Source organism: Pseudomonas sp. URMO17WK12:I11 (assembly GCF_007677725.1).
Taxonomy (GTDB): domain Bacteria; phylum Pseudomonadota; class Gammaproteobacteria; order Pseudomonadales; family Pseudomonadaceae; genus Aquipseudomonas.
This window is the reverse complement of the sequence record NZ_VEDF01000003.1, coordinates 291,172-307,749: the sequence shown is the minus strand read 5'-3', so window position 1 is coordinate 307,749 and position 16,578 is coordinate 291,172. Positions and strand designations below refer to the sequence as shown.

General features: G+C 62.3%; 12 protein-coding genes. All 12 read right to left on the bottom strand.

Annotation, left to right across the window (positions count from 1 at the left end; all coding sequences use genetic code 11):
- Positions 1 to 170: 170 nt before the first annotated feature.
- The 12 genes from FS665_RS07630 to rseP all read right to left on the bottom strand — a co-directional run bounded on the left by FS665_RS07630 (position 171) and on the right by rseP (position 16,566).
- Positions 171 to 1,799, bottom strand: coding sequence for a CTP synthase (locus tag FS665_RS07630; protein WP_145185762.1), 1,629 nt, complete (start codon positions 1,797 to 1,799; stop codon positions 171 to 173).
- Positions 1,800 to 2,068: 269 nt separating this feature from the next.
- Entirely contained in the window at positions 2,069 to 3,352 is a 1,284-nt protein-coding gene (tilS, locus tag FS665_RS07625) for a tRNA lysidine(34) synthetase TilS (RefSeq protein WP_145185759.1), read from the bottom strand.
- A gap of 55 nt (positions 3,353 to 3,407) precedes the next feature.
- Positions 3,408 to 4,355: an acetyl-CoA carboxylase carboxyl transferase subunit alpha gene (gene accA / locus FS665_RS07620; RefSeq protein WP_145185756.1), complete on the bottom strand. Its 948-nt coding sequence runs from the start codon at positions 4,353 to 4,355 to the stop codon at positions 3,408 to 3,410.
- 105 nt (positions 4,356 to 4,460) lie between these two features.
- Positions 4,461 to 7,985, bottom strand: coding sequence for a DNA polymerase III subunit alpha (gene dnaE / locus FS665_RS07615; RefSeq protein ID WP_145185753.1), 3,525 nt, complete (start codon positions 7,983 to 7,985; stop codon positions 4,461 to 4,463).
- A 108-nt stretch (positions 7,986 to 8,093) separates the two neighbouring features.
- Positions 8,094 to 8,717, bottom strand: a complete 624-nt coding sequence (gene rnhB, locus FS665_RS07610) for a ribonuclease HII (protein WP_145185750.1) — start codon at positions 8,715 to 8,717, stop codon at positions 8,094 to 8,096.
- A gap of 1 nt (position 8,718) precedes the next feature.
- On the bottom strand, positions 8,719 to 9,846 hold the full coding sequence (gene lpxB, locus FS665_RS07605) for a lipid-A-disaccharide synthase (RefSeq protein ID WP_145185747.1): 1,128 nt from the start codon (positions 9,844 to 9,846) through the stop codon (positions 8,719 to 8,721).
- 1 nt (position 9,847) lies between these two features.
- On the bottom strand, positions 9,848 to 10,624 hold the full coding sequence (lpxA, locus tag FS665_RS07600; protein ID WP_145185744.1) for an acyl-ACP--UDP-N-acetylglucosamine O-acyltransferase: 777 nt from the start codon (positions 10,622 to 10,624) through the stop codon (positions 9,848 to 9,850).
- Complete coding sequence (gene fabZ, locus FS665_RS07595; RefSeq protein ID WP_003252314.1) at positions 10,621 to 11,061, bottom strand: 3-hydroxyacyl-ACP dehydratase FabZ; 441 nt, start codon at positions 11,059 to 11,061, stop codon at positions 10,621 to 10,623. Before fabZ ends, lpxA begins: the two co-directional genes overlap by 4 nt.
- Positions 11,062 to 11,173: 112 nt before the next feature.
- Positions 11,174 to 12,229: a UDP-3-O-(3-hydroxymyristoyl)glucosamine N-acyltransferase gene (lpxD, locus tag FS665_RS07590; protein ID WP_145185741.1), complete on the bottom strand. Its 1,056-nt coding sequence runs from the start codon at positions 12,227 to 12,229 to the stop codon at positions 11,174 to 11,176.
- Position 12,230: 1 nt separating this feature from the next.
- Positions 12,231 to 12,731: an OmpH family outer membrane protein gene (locus tag FS665_RS07585; RefSeq protein ID WP_145185738.1), complete on the bottom strand. Its 501-nt coding sequence runs from the start codon at positions 12,729 to 12,731 to the stop codon at positions 12,231 to 12,233.
- A gap of 44 nt (positions 12,732 to 12,775) precedes the next feature.
- Positions 12,776 to 15,139, bottom strand: a complete 2,364-nt coding sequence (gene bamA / locus FS665_RS07580) for an outer membrane protein assembly factor BamA (protein ID WP_145185735.1) — start codon at positions 15,137 to 15,139, stop codon at positions 12,776 to 12,778.
- 74 nt (positions 15,140 to 15,213) lie between these two features.
- Positions 15,214 to 16,566, bottom strand: a complete 1,353-nt coding sequence (gene rseP / locus FS665_RS07575) for an RIP metalloprotease RseP (RefSeq protein ID WP_145185732.1) — start codon at positions 16,564 to 16,566, stop codon at positions 15,214 to 15,216.
- Between the last annotated feature and the right edge of the window lie 12 nt (positions 16,567 to 16,578).

Below are 16,578 nucleotides of genomic sequence, written 5' to 3'. Positions count from 1 at the left end.
CAACGCAGCTTAGGGAATTCTTGTCGTTCACCAGGCGGGAACGCAGCGGGCAGGCCTGGCAGCAGCAACCCCTGACCGAGCGGTCAGGGGTAGATCGGGGCGTACTTTACCCGAGAAATGAGCTTCGCGCGGCTTTAACCGTCGGAAAGCTCGGCAAAGACCGGAAATAATCAGGCCTTGTTCTTCTGCGCCAACGCCGCCTTGACGAAACCGCTGAACAGCGGATGACCGTCACGTGGGGTCGAGGTGAACTCCGGGTGGAACTGGCAAGCCACGAACCATGGATGGTCCTTGGATTCGACCACTTCGACCAGCGCACCGTCCTCGGAGCGGCCGGAGACCAGCAGGCCGGCATCGACCAGCTGTGGCAGCAGGTTGTTGTTGACCTCGTAGCGGTGACGGTGACGCTCGGTGATCACGTCCTTGCCATAGCAATCGTGGACCTTGGAGCCGGCCGCCAGCTGGCAATCCTGCGCACCCAGACGCATGGTGCCGCCCAGGTCAGAGGCTTCGGTACGGGTTTCGACGGCACCGGTGGCGTCAGCCCATTCGGTGATCAGGCCCACTACCGGGTGGCCGCTGTTGCGGTCGAACTCGGTGGAGTTGGCGTCTTTCCAGCCCATCACGTTACGGGCGAACTCGATTACCGCGACCTGCATGCCCAGGCAGATACCCAGGTATGGCACCTTGTTTTCGCGGGCATATTGCACCGCGGTGATCTTGCCTTCGACACCGCGCAGGCCGAAACCACCCGGCACCAGGATGGCATCGGCGCCTTCGAGCAGGCTGGTACCCTGGTTTTCGATGTCTTCGGAGTCGATGTAGCGCAGGTTGACCTTGGTACGGTTGGTGATGCCGGCATGGCTCATCGCTTCGATCAGCGACTTGTAGGCATCGAGCAGCTCCATGTACTTGCCGACCATGGCGATGGTGACTTCCTGCTCAGGGTTGAGCTTGGCGTCCACCACCTTGTCCCACTCGGACAAGTCGGCGCTGTTGCATTGCAGGCCGAAGCGCTCGACGACGAAGTCGTCAAGGCCCTGGGCATGCAGCACGCCTGGGATCTTGTAGATGGTGTCGACGTCTTCCAGCGAAATCACCGCACGCTCTTCGACGTTGGTGAACAGTGCGATCTTGCGCCGGGAGGAGGCATCGACCGGGTGGTCGGAGCGGCAGATCAGCACATCGGGCTGCAGGCCGATCGAACGCAGCTCCTTCACCGAGTGCTGGGTCGGCTTGGTCTTGGTCTCGCCCGCGGTGGCGATGTACGGCACCAGGGTCAGGTGCATCAGCATGGCGCGCTTGGAACCGACTTCGACGCGCAGCTGGCGGATCGCCTCGAGGAATGGCTGCGATTCGATGTCGCCCACGGTACCGCCGATCTCTACCAGGGCCACGTCGGCATCGCCGGCGCCCTTGATGATGCGACGCTTGATCTCGTCGGTGATGTGCGGAATGACCTGGATGGTTGCGCCCAGGTAATCACCCCGGCGCTCCTTGCGCAGCACGTGCTCGTAGATACGGCCGGTGGTGAAGTTGTTGTTCTGGGTCATGGTGGTGCGGATGAACCGCTCGTAGTGACCCAGGTCGAGGTCGGTCTCGGCACCATCGTGGGTGACGAACACTTCACCGTGCTGGAACGGGCTCATGGTGCCCGGATCGACGTTGATGTACGGATCCAGCTTGAGCATGGTGACCTTCAGGCCCCGCGCTTCCAGGATGGCCGCCAGGGAAGCCGAGGCAATGCCTTTCCCCAATGAAGAAACAACACCGCCCGTGACGAATATGTAGCGCGTCATGAAAAACCCTAGAAGTCTGCGTTAAGGCGGTCAGCGCCGCCGGAGAAAGCGAAGGAAGGCCGAAGCCCCCGATCACCTGCGTCAATCACAGTGCATCTCGAAAAACTGCCGCGTCTGTACAGACCAGGGTATCCCCGGCATGGAGCTCGCTCGTCATTTTCAGAATCAGCCCAGCAAAAAACTGCTTGGTAATCGGCAACTGCTGTGTTTCCGGAGGAAGCCACAGAAGCTGTATCAAGAAGGGAGGGTAGTCTACCCGAATGTACCCTTCAGCTCAAACCTTGCGCGTTCGTCGGCGGATCCCAATGGAGCTGGCAATCGGCCTGACCCAGCGCCGGCAGATTGGCCACCGCCAGCAGGCGCTCGCCCTGGTAGAGCAATGGCAGCCGCGGGCGCACGAAGTGCGGCACCTGCAGTTCGTTGAGCAGCCGCTTCAGGTCGCGACGGCCACGGCCCGGGACGTCCAGCACCTCACCGCCCTGGCGGTAGGCGATGTGCAAGGGGCGCAGGGACTGGCCAGCGATGACGCGCACCTGGCCATTGCCTGGCAAACCCAGCGGCGTGCCGGGGTCGACCCAGGCGTGGCTGCCGCCGACCGGTGACAACCAATCGCCGCTGAGCCACCAGACCCGCCCCTGGCTGCGCACCAGTTGGCCATCGGCCAGGCGCCAGATCGGCTGGGCGTCACCCGCGGCGGCGCACAGGCTTGCCCATCCCGCCCAGTGCCGAGTGTCCGGCAGACGTGAACGCTGGCTCAGCCAATACTGCAAGGCATTGCGTTGACGCGCCGCCGACAAGGCTTTGAGCACGTCCAGGTCCAGCGAATCGATACCCGCCCAGCGCAGCGCGGCGCCCTGCTCTGCCGCAGCCAGGTCGCCCATGGCCAATTCATCGAGCAGGCCGAGCGCTTCGCCAAGGTGCTGGGCACCACGCGCCAGATTCTGGCTCGCCTGGGGCCAGCGCTGCTGCAGGCGCGGCATCACCTCGCGGCGCAGGTAATTGCGATCGAAACCAAGATCGGCGTTGCTTGGATCCTCGATCCACTGCAATCGATGCGCGCAGGCGTAGTCGTGCAGGCGCTGGCGAGAAGTATCCAGCAATGGCCGGGCCAGATACCCCTGCCCCAAGCTGCGTTGCCCAGGCATTGCCGACAGACCTCGCAAGCCAGCTCCGCGCAGCAGCCGCAGGAGCACGGTTTCGGCCTGATCGTCACGGTGCTGGGCGGTGAACAGCACATCACCGGGGCCGAGCAGTTGCTTGAAGGCGGCATAGCGGGCATCGCGCGCAGCCTGTTCACGGCTGGCGCCCGGCCCGACGCGCACAGGAATGACCTGCAGCTCGATGCCGAGCGGGTCACAGATAGCCTGGCAATGCGCGGGCCAGGCATCAGCCGCCGATTGCAGCCCATGATGGATGTGCACGGCGCGAAGCGGGGGTGTTGGGTGATTGCGGGCGTGGTGGGCCAGAAGGTGCAGAAGGACGGTGGAGTCAAGGCCACCGGAGAAGGCGATGTACCAGGCGGGGGCGTGAAGCCAGGGGGTGAGGTTGATCATTGACGCCTCACTTGGCGGCAGCTTGCCGGGGGCCGCGTGCGACCCCCGCGATCTATCAGAGACCGTAGCTCATCAGGCGGTCGTAACGACGGGTCAACAACGTGTCGTGGTCGAGCTTGCCGAGCATGTCGAGCTGCTCCACCAGGTCGGCACGAATGCTTGCCGACATCTGTGCCGGGTCACGGTGGGCGCCGCCCAGCGGCTCCTGGATGACCTTGTCGACGATGTTCAGGCTCTTGAGGCGTTCGGCGGTGATGCCCATCGCCTCGGCGGCATCGGCGGCCTTGTCGGCGGTCTTCCACAGGATCGAGGCGCAACCCTCAGGCGAGATCACCGAATAGGTGGAGTACTGCAGCATGTTCAGCTGGTCGCATACGCCGATGGCCAGCGCACCGCCCGAACCACCCTCACCGATCACCGTGGCGATGATCGGGGTTTTCAGGCGCGCCATGACGCGCAGGTTCCAGGCGATCGCCTCGCTCTGGTTGCGCTCTTCGGCGTCGATGCCAGGGTAGGCGCCAGGGGTGTCGATGAAGGTCAGGATCGGCATCTTGAAACGCTCGGCCATTTCCATCAGGCGGCAGGCCTTGCGATAGCCTTCCGGGCGCGGCATGCCGAAGTTGCGGCGAACCTTCTCACGCACTTCGCGGCCCTTCTGGTGGCCGATGACCATCACTGGCTTGCCATCCAGGCGCGCGGTACCACCGACGATGGCGGCGTCGTCGGAGAAGTGGCGATCGCCGTGCAACTCTTCGAACTCGGTGAAGATGTGCTCCAGGTAGTCCAAGGTGTAGGGACGACGTGGGTGACGGGCCAGGCGGGCGATCTGCCAGCTGGTCAGGTTGCCGAAGATGCTTTCGGTCAGGGTGTTGCTCTTGTCCTGCAGACGGGAAATTTCATCGCTGATGTTCAGCGAATTGTCGTTGCCTACCAGGCGCAGGCCTTCGATCTTGGCTTGCAGGTCGGCAATCGGCTGTTCGAAATCGAGAAAATTCGGGTTCATAGTCATCCGTCTTGGGTCTACGGCCAGGCGGCCGGCCGGTTGATCCGTTTGGCGCCATACCTTAAGGGATCAGGCGCATAGAGGTCGAGATTAAATTTCGTCGGTTCAACGATATTGCAGGAAGACGTTCTCACGTCCGAACTGGTCACGCAGCGCCTGAATCAGCCCATCGGCGGGGTCGATCGCCCACTGCTCGCCGAACTGCAACATGGCCTTGGCATCGCTGCCGGTGTATTCCAGGGTAATCGGGCAGGCGCCGCGGTGCCGGGTGATCAGTTCGCCCAGCCATTTCAAGCGATCGCCCTTGAGCGCCTCGTGCGCGACTTTCAGCCGCAGGCTTTCGGCCAGCTTGGTCCGGGCGTCCTCCAGGGTCATCACGGTTTTCACTCGCAGGCGCAGGCCGCCGGAGAAATCATCGTTACTGACCTCGCCTTCGACCACCACCATGGCGTCGGTCTGCAGCAATGCCTGCGCTGCCATGAAGGCATCGGCGAACAGCGATGCTTCGATGCGCCCGGAGCGGTCATCGAGGGTGACGAAGCCCATCTTGTCGCCTTTCTTGTTCTTCATCACCCGCAGGGCGATGATCATCCCGGCGATGGTCTGGGTATCGCGCGCTGGCTTGAGGTCGACGATGCGCTGGCGGGCGAAACGACGGATTTCGGCTTCGTACTCATCGATCGGGTGACCGGTCAGGTACAGGCCCAGGGTGTCCTTTTCGCCCTTGAGGCGCTCCTTGAGGGTCAGCGGGCGGACCTTGCGGTGGTTGGCGTAGACATCCACGTCGGCGGCGTCGAACATCCCGCCGAACAGGTCGACGTGGCCACTGTCGGCGGTGTGGGCAGCCTGCTCGGCAGCCTTGATGGCTTCGCCGAGGGCCGACAACAGAGTCGCCCGGTTGCGGTCGATATTGGCGTGGTAAGCCTTGATCTCGTCATGGAAGTGCGGACCGAGGCGGTCCAGTGCGCCGCTGCGCACCAGCGCATCGAGGGTGCGCTTGTTGACCCGCTTGAGGTCGATGCGCTCGCAGAAATCGAACAGGTCCTTGAACGGGCCGCCCTGGGCCCGCGCTTCGACGATCGCCTCCACCGGCCCCTCGCCGACGCCCTTGATCGCACCCAGGCCATAGACGATGCGCCCATCGTTGTTGACGGTGAATTTGAAGTCGGAAAAGTTGACGTCCGGTGCATCCAGGCGCAGCTTCATGCTGCGCACTTCCTCGACCAGCACCACCACCTTGTCGGTGTTGTGCATGTCTGCCGAGAGCACCGCAGCCATGAACGGCGCCGGATAATGGGTCTTCAGCCAGGCGGTCTGGTACGACACCAGGCCATAGGCGGCCGAGTGGGATTTGTTGAAGCCGTAGCCGGCGAACTTTTCCACCAGGTCGAAGATGTTGCCCGCCAGATCCGCATCGATATTGTTGGCCACGCAGCCTTCGATGAAACCGCCGCGCTGCTTGGCCATCTCCTCGGGCTTTTTCTTACCCATGGCACGACGCAGCATGTCGGCGCCGCCGAGGGTATAGCCGGCCATGACCTGGGCAATCTGCATCACCTGTTCTTGATACAGAATGATGCCGTAGGTCGGTGCCAGCACCGGCTTCAGGCCCTCGTACTGGTAGTCGGAGTGCGGATAGGCAAGCTCGGCGCGGCCGTGCTTGCGGTTGATGAAGTCATCGACCATGCCGGACTGCAACGGGCCCGGGCGGAACAACGCCACCAGGGCGATGAGGTCTTCCAGGCAGTCGGGCTTGAGCTTTTTGATCAGCTCCTTCATGCCCCGCGATTCGAGCTGGAATACCGCCGTGGTTTCGGCTTTCTGCAGCAGCTCGTAGGTCTTGCGATCATCGAGCGGAATGAAGTCGATATTGAGGTCGGGCAGGCCGCTCTTGGCCTGCTCGCGGTTGATGATCTCCATCGCCCACTTGATGATGGTCAGGGTGCGCAGGCCGAGGAAGTCGAACTTCACCAGGCCCGCGGCCTCAACGTCGTCCTTGTCGAACTGGGTCACCAGGCCGCCGCCCTCTTCATCGCAGGCGATGGGCGAGAAGTCGGTCAACTTGGTCGGGGCGATGACCACGCCGCCGGCGTGCTTGCCGGTACCACGGGTGACGCCTTCGAGCTTGAGCGCCATGTCCCAGATCTCGCGGGCGTCCTCGTCACCCTTGAGGAAATCGCGCAGGATCTCTTCCTGCTCGAAGGCCTTTTCCAGGGTCATGCCCACTTCGAACGGAATCATCTTCGACAGCCGGTCGGCCAGGCCATACGACTTGCCCTGCACCCGCGCCACATCGCGCACCACCGCCTTGGCCGCCATGGTACCGAACGTGATGATCTGGCTGACCGCATTGCGCCCGTAGGCTTCGGCCACGTAATCGATCACCCGGTCACGGCCGTCCATGCAGAAGTCGACGTCGAAGTCGGGCATGGAAACCCGTTCCGGGTTGAGGAAGCGCTCGAACAGCAGGTCATAGGCCAGCGGGTCGAGGTCGGTGATCTTCAGCACGTAGGCCACCAGCGAGCCTGCACCCGAACCCCGGCCCGGGCCGACCGGCACGTCGTTGTTCTTGGCCCACTTGATGAAGTCCATCACGATCAGGAAGTAGCCGGGAAAGCCCATCTGGATGATGATATCCAGCTCGAACTTCAAGCGATCCAGGTACACCTGGCGCTTTTCTTCGTAATTGGGCGTCGTTTCCTTCGGCCACAGGACTGCCAGGCGCTCCTCGAGGCCCTCATGGGAAACATGGCGCAGGTAATCGTCGATGCCCATGCCGTTAGGCGTCGGGAAGTCCGGCAGGAAGTACTTGCCCAGCTGCACTTGAATATTGCAGCGCTTGGCGATCTCGACGGTGTTGGCCAGAGCATCGGGCAGGTCGCTGAACAGCTCGGCCATTTCCTCGGCCGATTTCAGGTACTGCTGGTCGCTGTAGTTGCGCGGCCGCCGTGGGTCGTCCAACGTCCAGCCTTCGCCGATGCACACACGGGTTTCGTGGGCATCGAAGTCGGACTGCTTGATGAAACGCACATCGTTGGTCGCCACCAGTGGCGCGTCGAAACGATCGGCCAGGGCCACGGCCGCATGCACATAGTCTTCATCGCGCGCACGATTGGTGCGCTGCACTTCGACGTAGAAGCGCTCGGGGAACATGTCCATCCAGTCGCGCAGCAACACTTCGGCTTCGCGCTCGCGGCCGGCCAGCAGGGCCATGCCGATGTCCCCCTCCTTGCCCGCCGACAGGGCGATCAGGCCTTCGCTGGCCGGGGCGATCCAGTCGCGCTGAATCACCACCAGACCGTTGCGCTGGCCTTCGGTCCAGCCTCGGGAAATCAACTCGGTCAGGTTACGGTAGCCCTGCGGATTCATGGCCAGGAAGCAGATGCGCGACAACGGCGCATCGGCATCGCTGCCTGCCAGCCACAGGTCGGCGCCGCTGATCGGTTTGATCCCAGCGCCCATGGCGGTCTTGTAGAACTTGACCAACGAGCACATGTTGCTCTGGTCGGTGATCGCCACCGCCGGCATGTTCAGCCCCGCCAGCGCCTTGGCCAGCGGCTTGATCCGCACCAGGCCGTCGACCAGCGAGAATTCGGAGTGGACGCGCAGGTGAACGAAGGGAACCGACATGGAAAGTCCTGTAGCAGTGCTGAACGACAAGCGCGGGATTGTAACGTAAATGCGCGGGGGATTTGCGCCCGCTTGGCCGCCAGGAGCACGCAGGCGGCCGATGACGGCTCAGAGCAAGGAGGCGGTGATGCTGTCGCGCGCTTCCCAGGCCGCCCGCACCGGTGCGAACGAGCGCCGATGAATCGGGGTAGGACCAAGCCGCGCCAGGGCCTCGAGATGCACGGGGGTCGGATAGCCCTTGTGCCCGCCCATGCCATAACCGGGATAGATCAGCTCGAATGCGCTCATCTCCCGGTCGCGCGTGACCTTGGCCAGGATCGACGCCGCAGCGATTGCCGGCACCTTGGCATCGCCCTGCACGACCGGCGCCGATGGCACCGCGAGCGCCGGGCAGCGGTTGCCATCGATCAGTGCCAGCTTGGGCGTGATGTGCAACCCATGTACCGCGCGCTGCATCGCCAGCATGGTGGCATGCAGGATGTTCAGCTGGTCGATCTCCTCGACCTCGGCGCGGGCAATACAGAAGCTCAAGGCCTTGGCACAGATTTCCTCGAACAGCGCTTCGCGCTTGGCCTCGGTGAGTTTCTTCGAGTCGTTGAGCCCCAGGATCGGCCGGCTCGGGTCGAGAATCACCGCGGCTGTCACCACGGCCCCACACAATGGGCCACGGCCGACTTCATCGACCCCGGCGACCAGGTCTTGCACCAGATTGAAGTCCAGTCCCATCTGCATCTCAGCGGCTCTCGAGCAATGCCAGCACCGCCTCGGCCGCCTGGTTGGAGGCGTCCCGGCGCAGGGTGCGGTGGATCTCGTCGAAACGCTCGGTCTGGCGACTGCCATCAGTGACCAGCGGCGCCAGGGTGCGCGCCAGCGCTTCAGGGGTGGCAGCATCCTGCAGCAACTCAGGCACCAGCTCGCGCTGGGCCAACAGGTTGGGCAACGACACGTAGGGGCTTTTGACCAGGCGCTTGAGAATCCAGTAGGTCACGGGCGCCAGTCGATACGCTACCACCATCGGCCGCTTGTACAGCAAGGCCTCCAGTGTGGCGGTTCCCGAGGCGATCAGTACCGCGTCACAGGCGGCCAGGGCCTGGTGGGACTGGCCATCGAGCAAGGTCAGTGGCAGGTCGCGGCCTTCGAGCATCTGTTCGACCTGGGCGCGGCGCGCGGCATTGGCACAGGGCAACACGAAGCGCACCCCGGGCACCTGCTCGCGCAGGCGCTCGGCGGCGTCGAGGAACAACGCGCCCAGGCGCCCGACTTCACCGCCGCGGCTACCCGGCATCAAGGCCACCAGTGGCCCACTTTGCAGGCCCAGCGCGGCGCGCGCGGCCTGGCGATCGGCGCTCAACTCGATGGTGTCGGCCAGCGGGTGGCCGACGAAACGCACTGGCACGCCCTGCTCTTCGTAGAACCGCGCCTCGAAGGGCAACAGGGTGAGCATCAGGTCACAGCCTTGGCGAATCTTCAGCACGCGCTTTTGCCGCCAGGCCCAGACCGATGGGCTGACATAATGCACGGTCTTGATCCCGGCCTGGCGCAACTTCAACTCGATATTGAGGGTGAAATCCGGGGCATCGATACCGATGAAAACATCCGGTTTTTCGACCAGCAGGGTCTGGATCAGGTCTTTGCGCCGCTTGAGCAGCTCGCGCAGCCGGCCCAGCACTTCCACCAGGCCCATCACTGCCAGGCGCTCCATCGGGAAGTACGACTGCAGGCCTTCGGCCTCCATCAACGGACCGCCGACACCGATGAAACGCACATCCGGGTGGCGCGCCTTGAGCGCACGCATCAGGCCGGAACCAAGGATATCGCCGCTGGCCTCACCCGCGACCAGGGCTACGCAAAGCCGAGCCATGTCAGCGCGTGATGCCGCGAGCAGAGTTCACGATCGACTTGCGGAACACATCGACCTGCGGGTGCTTGGTGGCCAGCTCGTCCAGTTCCTTGATCGCTTCTTCCACGGTCAGCCCCTGGCGGTAGACGATTTTGTAGGAGCGACGCAAGGCATGGATGACTTCGTCGCTGAAACCGCGACGACGCATACCTTCGAAATTCATGCTGCGAGCCTCGGCGGGGCTACCGAAGACCGTGACGAATGCAGGCACATCCTTGCCAATGGCCGTACCCATGCCGGAAAACGCGTGGGCGCCAATGTGGCAGTACTGGTGCACCAGGGTAAAACCGGACAGGATCGCCCAATCGCCCACATGCACGTGCCCGGCCAGAGCGGTGTTGTTGACCAGGATGCAATGGTTGCCGATGACGCTGTCGTGGCCAATATGGGCGTAGGCCATGATCAGGTTGTGATCACCCAAGGTGGTTTCAGCGCGGTCCTGAATGGTGCCGCGGTGAATGGTCACGCCTTCACGGATCACGTTGTGATCGCCAATGACCAGGCGCGTCGGCTCGCCCTTGTACTTGAGGTCAGGGGTATCTTCGCCAATCGATGAAAACTGATAGATGCGGTTGTGCTTGCCTATGCGCGTCGGCCCCTTGAGCACGACATGCGGACCGATGACGGTGCCCTCGCCGATCTCGACGTCAGGGCCGACGATCGACCACGGGCCAACCTCGACGCCGTCAGCCAGCTTGGCCGACGGATCGATGATCGCCCGTGGATCAATCGAACTCATAGGGAGCGTTCCGCGCAGGTGATCTCAGCCGAACACACCGGCTTGCCGTCGACCAGGGCGCGGCATTCGAACTTCCAGATCATGCTCTTGCGGCTAAGAAACTTGGCTTCGAGTACCAGCTGGTCACCCGGCAGTACTGGCTGACGGAAACGCAGCTTGTCGGAGCCTACGAAGTAGTACAGGGTGCCGTCGGCCGGTTTGGCGTCGAGCATCTTGAAACCGAGGATGCCGGCGGCTTGCGCCATGGCTTCGATGATGAGAACGCCCGGCATGATCGGGTGCGCCGGGAAATGACCGTTGAAGAACGGCTCGTTGATGCTGACATTCTTGTAGGCACGAATGCTCTGGGCCTCGAAGTCCAGATCCGTCACGCGATCTACCAGCAGAAACGGGTAGCGGTGAGGCAGGTATTCGCGAATCTCGTTGATGTCCATCATTTCGGGGGGAAGCCTGTAATAAGAATAGGGAGCGCAGGTGCTGACCACACGCTCCTTTTGCAATCCAAAGAGGAGCCAGCTAGCGACGGTTCACTCTTGCTCAGAAATGGTATCAGCCTTCTGATGTCGGCTGGCCACCTGAGGTCACGGTATCGACACGTTTTTCCAGCTGTTGGAGACGCTTGGCCATGTCATCGAGCTGACGAATACGTGCGGCGCTCTTGCGCCAATCCGCCAACGGCTGCATCGCCGTACCGGATGAGTAGGAACCCGGTTCGGTAATCGATCGGGTCACCATGGTCATGCCGGAGATGAATACGTTATCGCAGATATCGATATGCCCCACCAGGCCTACGCCGCCGGCCAACATGCAGTGCTTGCCGATACGCGTACTGCCGGAAATGCCCACGCACGCCGCCATGGCGGTGTGATCACCGATCTGCACGTTGTGGGCGATCTGGATCTGGTTATCGAGCTTGACGCCGTTGCCAATCCGCGTGTCGGACAGCGCGCCGCGGTCGACTGCAGTGTTGACCCCGATTTCGACGTCGTCACCGATCGTCACCCCACCGATCTGGGCGATCTTGCGCCATACGCCCTTCTCGTTGGCGAAGCCGAAGCCCTCACCGCCGATCACCGCACCGGACTGAATGACCACGCGCTTGCCAATGATGACGTCGTGATACAGCGTCACCCGCGGCGCCAGCCAGCCGCCCTCGCCCACCACGCAACGGGCACCGATGAAGCAGTGCGCACCGACGCTGACATTGGCTTCGATGCGCGCGCCGCTTTCGATCACTGCGAAGGGACCGATACTGGCACTAACGTCGACCTGTGCATCCTCCGCCACCACGGCGCTGGGATGAATTCCCGCTACAGCCTTGGGCTTGGGATCGAACAGGTGGGAGATACGCGCGTAGGCCTGGTAAGGATCGGCGACGATCAGGGCGTTGCCTTCGAAGCTTTCGGCATCGGCAGCCTTGAGCAACACCGCTTCAGCCTGGCAGGTGTCCAGGTACTTGCGGTACTGCGGATTGGCGAGGAAGCTCAATTGACCAGGGCCGGCCTCCTGCAAGGTGGCCAGCCCGGTGATGTGCAGTGCCTCGGAGCCTTTTAAAGTGGCACCGAGGGCCTCAGCCAGCTGGCCGAGCGTCATGGTCACGGTCATATCAACGAGCGTTCATACGCTTGATGACCTCGCCAGTGATGTCGTAGCTCTGCTTGACATCCACGACCGCGCCACGCTCGAGCACCAAGTCGTATTTACCATCAGTGATAACCTGCTGAACGGCGTTATCCAGCTTTGGCTTGAGCTGCTTGAGCATGTCTCGATCGGCAACGGCCTTGGCTTCGTTCAATTCCTTGGACTGGAACTGGAAGTCACGGGCTTTCTGCTTGAATTCCAGCTCAAGTCGCTCGCGCTCTGGCTGCTGCATCTTGTCGCCGCCCTTGATCAGGCGATCCTGGATGCCTTTGGCGCTGCTTTCCAGGCTTTTCAGCTTGGTCAGCTGCGGGCCAAATTTCTTCTCGGCATCGACCGCGTATTTCTTGGCGGCGTCGGATTCGAGCAGCGCCATCTGATAGTTCAGCACGGCAATTTTCATTTCAGCGAAAGCCGGGGTGGCGACCAGCGCCGCGGCCACTACGGCCAGTTGAGCCAATTTACGCACGATGCACTCCTGGATAAACCGTTGTCGTTAAACGAGGGCCGACCTTAGAAGGTCTGGCCCAGAGAGAATTGGAACACCTGGGTATCGGCATCGTCCGGCTTCTTCACCGGCATCGCCAGGCTGAAGCTCAACGGGCCCAGGGCGGTGATCCAGGTCACACCCAGGCCGACCGAACTGGCCATGCCCGAGAAACCGACCTTCTGGCAATCGGGCTTGCTGCCGCAATTGGTGTCGAACACGTTACCCACATCCCAGAACACGGAAGTGCGCAGCGAACGCTGATCCTTGACGAACGGCAAGGGGAACAGCAGCTCTACACCACCCTGCACCAACACGTTACCACCGAACGGCAGCGGATCCTGATCCGGGTCGGCGATGGTGCCAGGCTTGCCGCCTGGGTTGCCTTCCCCACGGCTCGGCGTACTGCGTGGACCGAGGCTGCTGTCCTTGAAGCCACGCACGGAGTTGAAGCCACCCGCGTAGTAGTTCTCGTAGAACGGCAGACCCGAGGTGCCACCGAAGCCGTCACCATAGCCAAGCTCGGTGTGCAGACGCAGGGTGTAGTTGCTGGTGATTGGCTTGAACAGCTGGCCACGGTAGTCGAGCTTGTAGAACGACAGGTCGCTGCCAGGAATGGTGCTCTCCAGGGTCAGGCTCTGGGAGTGACCACGGGTTGCCAGCACACCTTTGTTCAGGGTCGATTCGGACCAACCGATCGAGGCCTTGAAGTTGGTGAAGTTGTCGCCTTCCTTGTCGAGGAAGTCGAAGATCTCGTCAACGGTGTATTTACCGGTCTTGATCTTGTCTTGCTGCACGCTCAGGCCGTAGGTCAGGCGCGAGGTTTCGCTGATCGGGTAGCCCAGGCTGACACCGGCGCCCAGGCTGTCCACCGCATAGCTGGCCACGTCGACGTCGAGGTCGTCGTAGTCGGTGCTGCGGTAGAAAGCGTTATAGCCCAGGCTCACACCGTCTGCGGTGAAGTAGGGGTCAACGAAACCGAAGTTGTAGCGGGTCTGGTATTCCGAGCGAGTCAGGCCGACCGACACTTTGTTACCGGTACCGAGGAAGTTGCTCTGGCTGATCGAGCCGCCGAGGATCAGACCAGCGCTCTGGGCAAAGCCGACGCTGGCGGTGATCGAACCGGAAGCCTGCTCTTCGACGCTGTAGTTGACGTCGACCTGGTCATCGGTACCTGGTACCGCTGGCGTCTCGACGTTGACTTCCTTGAAGAAGCCCAGGCGCTCCAGGCGAGTCTTGGACTGATCGATCAGGTAGGTCGAAGCCCAGCCGCCTTCCATCTGGCGCATTTCGCGGCGCAGCACTTCGTCTTCGGTCTTGGTGTTGCCGCGGTAGTTGATGCGGTTGACGTAGGCACGCTTGCCCGGATCGACGACGAACATGATGTCGACGGTGTGATCCTGGTCGTTCGGTTGCGGTACGCCGTTGACGTTGGCGAAGGTATAGCCTTCGTTGCCCAGGCGACGGGTGATCAACTCGGAGCTGGTGGTCATCACCTTGCGCGAGAACACCTGGCCGGGCTGCACCAGCAGCAGCGACTTGACCTGGTCTTCAGGCACCTTCAGGTCGCCGGACAGCTTGACGTCGCGAACGGTGTACTTCTCACCTTCGTTGATGTTGACGGTGATGTAGACGTGCTTCTTGTCCGGGGTGATCGACACCTGAGTGGAGGCGATGTCCATGTTGATGTAGCCGCGGTCCAGGTAATAGGAACGCAGGCGCTCGAGGTCACCGGAGAGCTTTTCACGGGCGTACTTGTCGTCGTTCTTGAAGAACGACAGCCAGTTGGTGGTTTTCAGCTCGAACAGCTGGGACAGCTCGTCATCGTCGAAGACGTTGTTGCCGACCACGTTGATGTGCTGGATGGCAGCGACAGTACCTTCGTTGATCTTGATTTTCAGGGCAACGCGGTTGCGCGGCTGCGGCACGACCTCGGCGTCGACTTCAGCCGAGTAGCGACCCTGGGCCACGTACTGGCGCTGCAGCTCGTTACGCACACCCTCGAGGGTGGCGCGCTGGAAGATCTCGCCTTCGGCCAGACCCGATTGTTTCAGGCCTTTCATCAAGTCGTCAGTGCTGATCGCCTTGTTGCCTTCGATCTCGATGCTCGACACCGACGGACGCTCGACCACGTTGATGATAAGCACGTTGCCATCACGGTTCAGCTGAATGTCCTGGAAGAAGCCGGTCTTGAACAGCGAACGGGTCGAATCCACCAGACGGCGGTCGTCGGCCTGATCACCCACGTTCAGGGGCAAGGCGCCGAACACGCTGCCAGCGGATACCCGCTGCAGGCCGTTGACACGAATATCGGAGATGGTGAAGGACTCGGCGTGAACTTCAGCGATCATCAGTGCGGACATGACCGCAGTTAGCAGCAGACGTTTCATGAAGTCCTTTTATTCCAACTGGCAATAAACAACCTGCCGCACGAGGGCAGCAGGTTCGCAATTGAGCGAATCTTTTATAGTCGACCCAGATCGTTGATCAGGGCGAGCAACATCACCCCTACGACCAAACTGATACCGATCTGGACCCCCCAACCTTGCACCCGATCCGACAGCGGACGACCGCGCGCCCACTCGACCAGATAAAACAGCAAATGCCCCCCATCCAATACCGGGATGGGCAACAGGTTAAGAACCCCCAGGCTTATGCTCAGGTAGGCCAGGAAATTCAGGAAATCCCCCACGCCGGACTGGGCTGAAGCGCCCGCCACTTTAGCAATGGTTATCGGTCCACTCAAGTTTTTTACCGAGAGCTCGCCGAACAACATTTTCTTCAGCGACTCAAGGGTCAGCACGCTCATGTTCCAGGTCCGCGAGAGCCCTTCGCCGACTGCGTCGAGCGGGCCGTAGCTGACCTCGCGGAGCATGCTGGCAGGCCACTGGCCGCCTTTCACGCCCGCCCCCAGGTAGCCTCCGGCGGCCTTGCCCTCGCCCTTTCTGACCAAGGCAACCGGCACCTCCAGGGCTGCGCCATCGCGCTCGACGCGCAGCACGACCTGGGCGTCGGGACGCGCGCGTACGCGGTCTACCACCTGTTGCCAGTCGCTGAGAACGGCGCCGTCGAGTGCCAGCAACTTGTCGCCGGACTTCAGACCAGCAGCAGCGGCCGGGCCTTTGGGATCGATCTCGGCCAACACCGGCGCCACCGCTGGGCGCCATGGGCGCAGCCCGAGGGACTGAATCGGATCGGGCTCGTCAGCCCCTTTGAGCCACTGGTCGAGTTTCACCTGCAGCACGCGCTCGGCGCTGGCGCCTTCGTCGCGCACGCCCACCTGCAGGGTGCCGCTCTCACCCAGGCGGCGGACCAGTTGCAGGTTCACCGCCGACCAACCGCTGGTCGCTTTGCCATCAATGGAAACAATTTCCTGCCCCGCAGCCAGACCGGCCGAGGCCGCGAGGCTCGCAGGTTCCACGGCGCCGATCACCGGGCGCACCTGCTGGGTGCCCAACATGGCGAGCAGCCAAAAGAACACGATGGCCAGCAAAAAGTTGGCGATCGGCCCAGCCGCGACAATGGCGATGCGCTGGCGCACCGATTTGCGGTTGAAGGACTGATGAGCCAGCGCTGCTGGCACATCACCCTCGCGCTCGTCGAGCATCTTGACGTAGCCGCCCAGAGGGATGGCCGCTACCACGAACTCAGTACCCTGCCGGTCATGCCAACGCAGCAGTGGCGTACCAAAGCCCACGGAGAAACGCAGCACCTTCACGCCGCAGCGGCGAGCCACCCAGAAGTGGCCGAATTCGTGAAAGGTCACCAGCACACCCAGGGCCACCAGGGTGCCGACAATCATGTAGAGCGCGGTCATATCTTTCTCCGA

Bases quoted from the DNA above. Each gene is read 5' to 3' on its own strand.
- FS665_RS07630 (WP_145185762.1), bottom strand. From the start codon at position 1,799: ATGACGCGCTACATATTCGTCACGGGCGGTGTTGTTTCTTCATTGGGG.
- tilS (WP_145185759.1), bottom strand. From the start codon at position 3,352: ATGATCAACCTCACCCCCTGGCTTCACGCCCCCGCCTGGTACATCGCC.
- accA (WP_145185756.1), bottom strand. From the start codon at position 4,355: ATGAACCCGAATTTTCTCGATTTCGAACAGCCGATTGCCGACCTGCAA.
- dnaE (WP_145185753.1), bottom strand. From the start codon at position 7,985: ATGTCGGTTCCCTTCGTTCACCTGCGCGTCCACTCCGAATTCTCGCTG.
- rnhB (WP_145185750.1), bottom strand. From the start codon at position 8,717: ATGCAGATGGGACTGGACTTCAATCTGGTGCAAGACCTGGTCGCCGGG.
- lpxB (WP_145185747.1), bottom strand. From the start codon at position 9,846: ATGGCTCGGCTTTGCGTAGCCCTGGTCGCGGGTGAGGCCAGCGGCGAT.
- lpxA (WP_145185744.1), bottom strand. From the start codon at position 10,624: ATGAGTTCGATTGATCCACGGGCGATCATCGATCCGTCGGCCAAGCTG.
- fabZ (WP_003252314.1), bottom strand. From the start codon at position 11,061: ATGATGGACATCAACGAGATTCGCGAATACCTGCCTCACCGCTACCCG.
- lpxD (WP_145185741.1), bottom strand. From the start codon at position 12,229: ATGACCGTGACCATGACGCTCGGCCAGCTGGCTGAGGCCCTCGGTGCC.
- bamA (WP_145185735.1), bottom strand. From the start codon at position 15,139: ATGAAACGTCTGCTGCTAACTGCGGTCATGTCCGCACTGATGATCGCT.
- rseP (WP_145185732.1), bottom strand. From the start codon at position 16,566: ATGACCGCGCTCTACATGATTGTCGGCACCCTGGTGGCCCTGGGTGTG.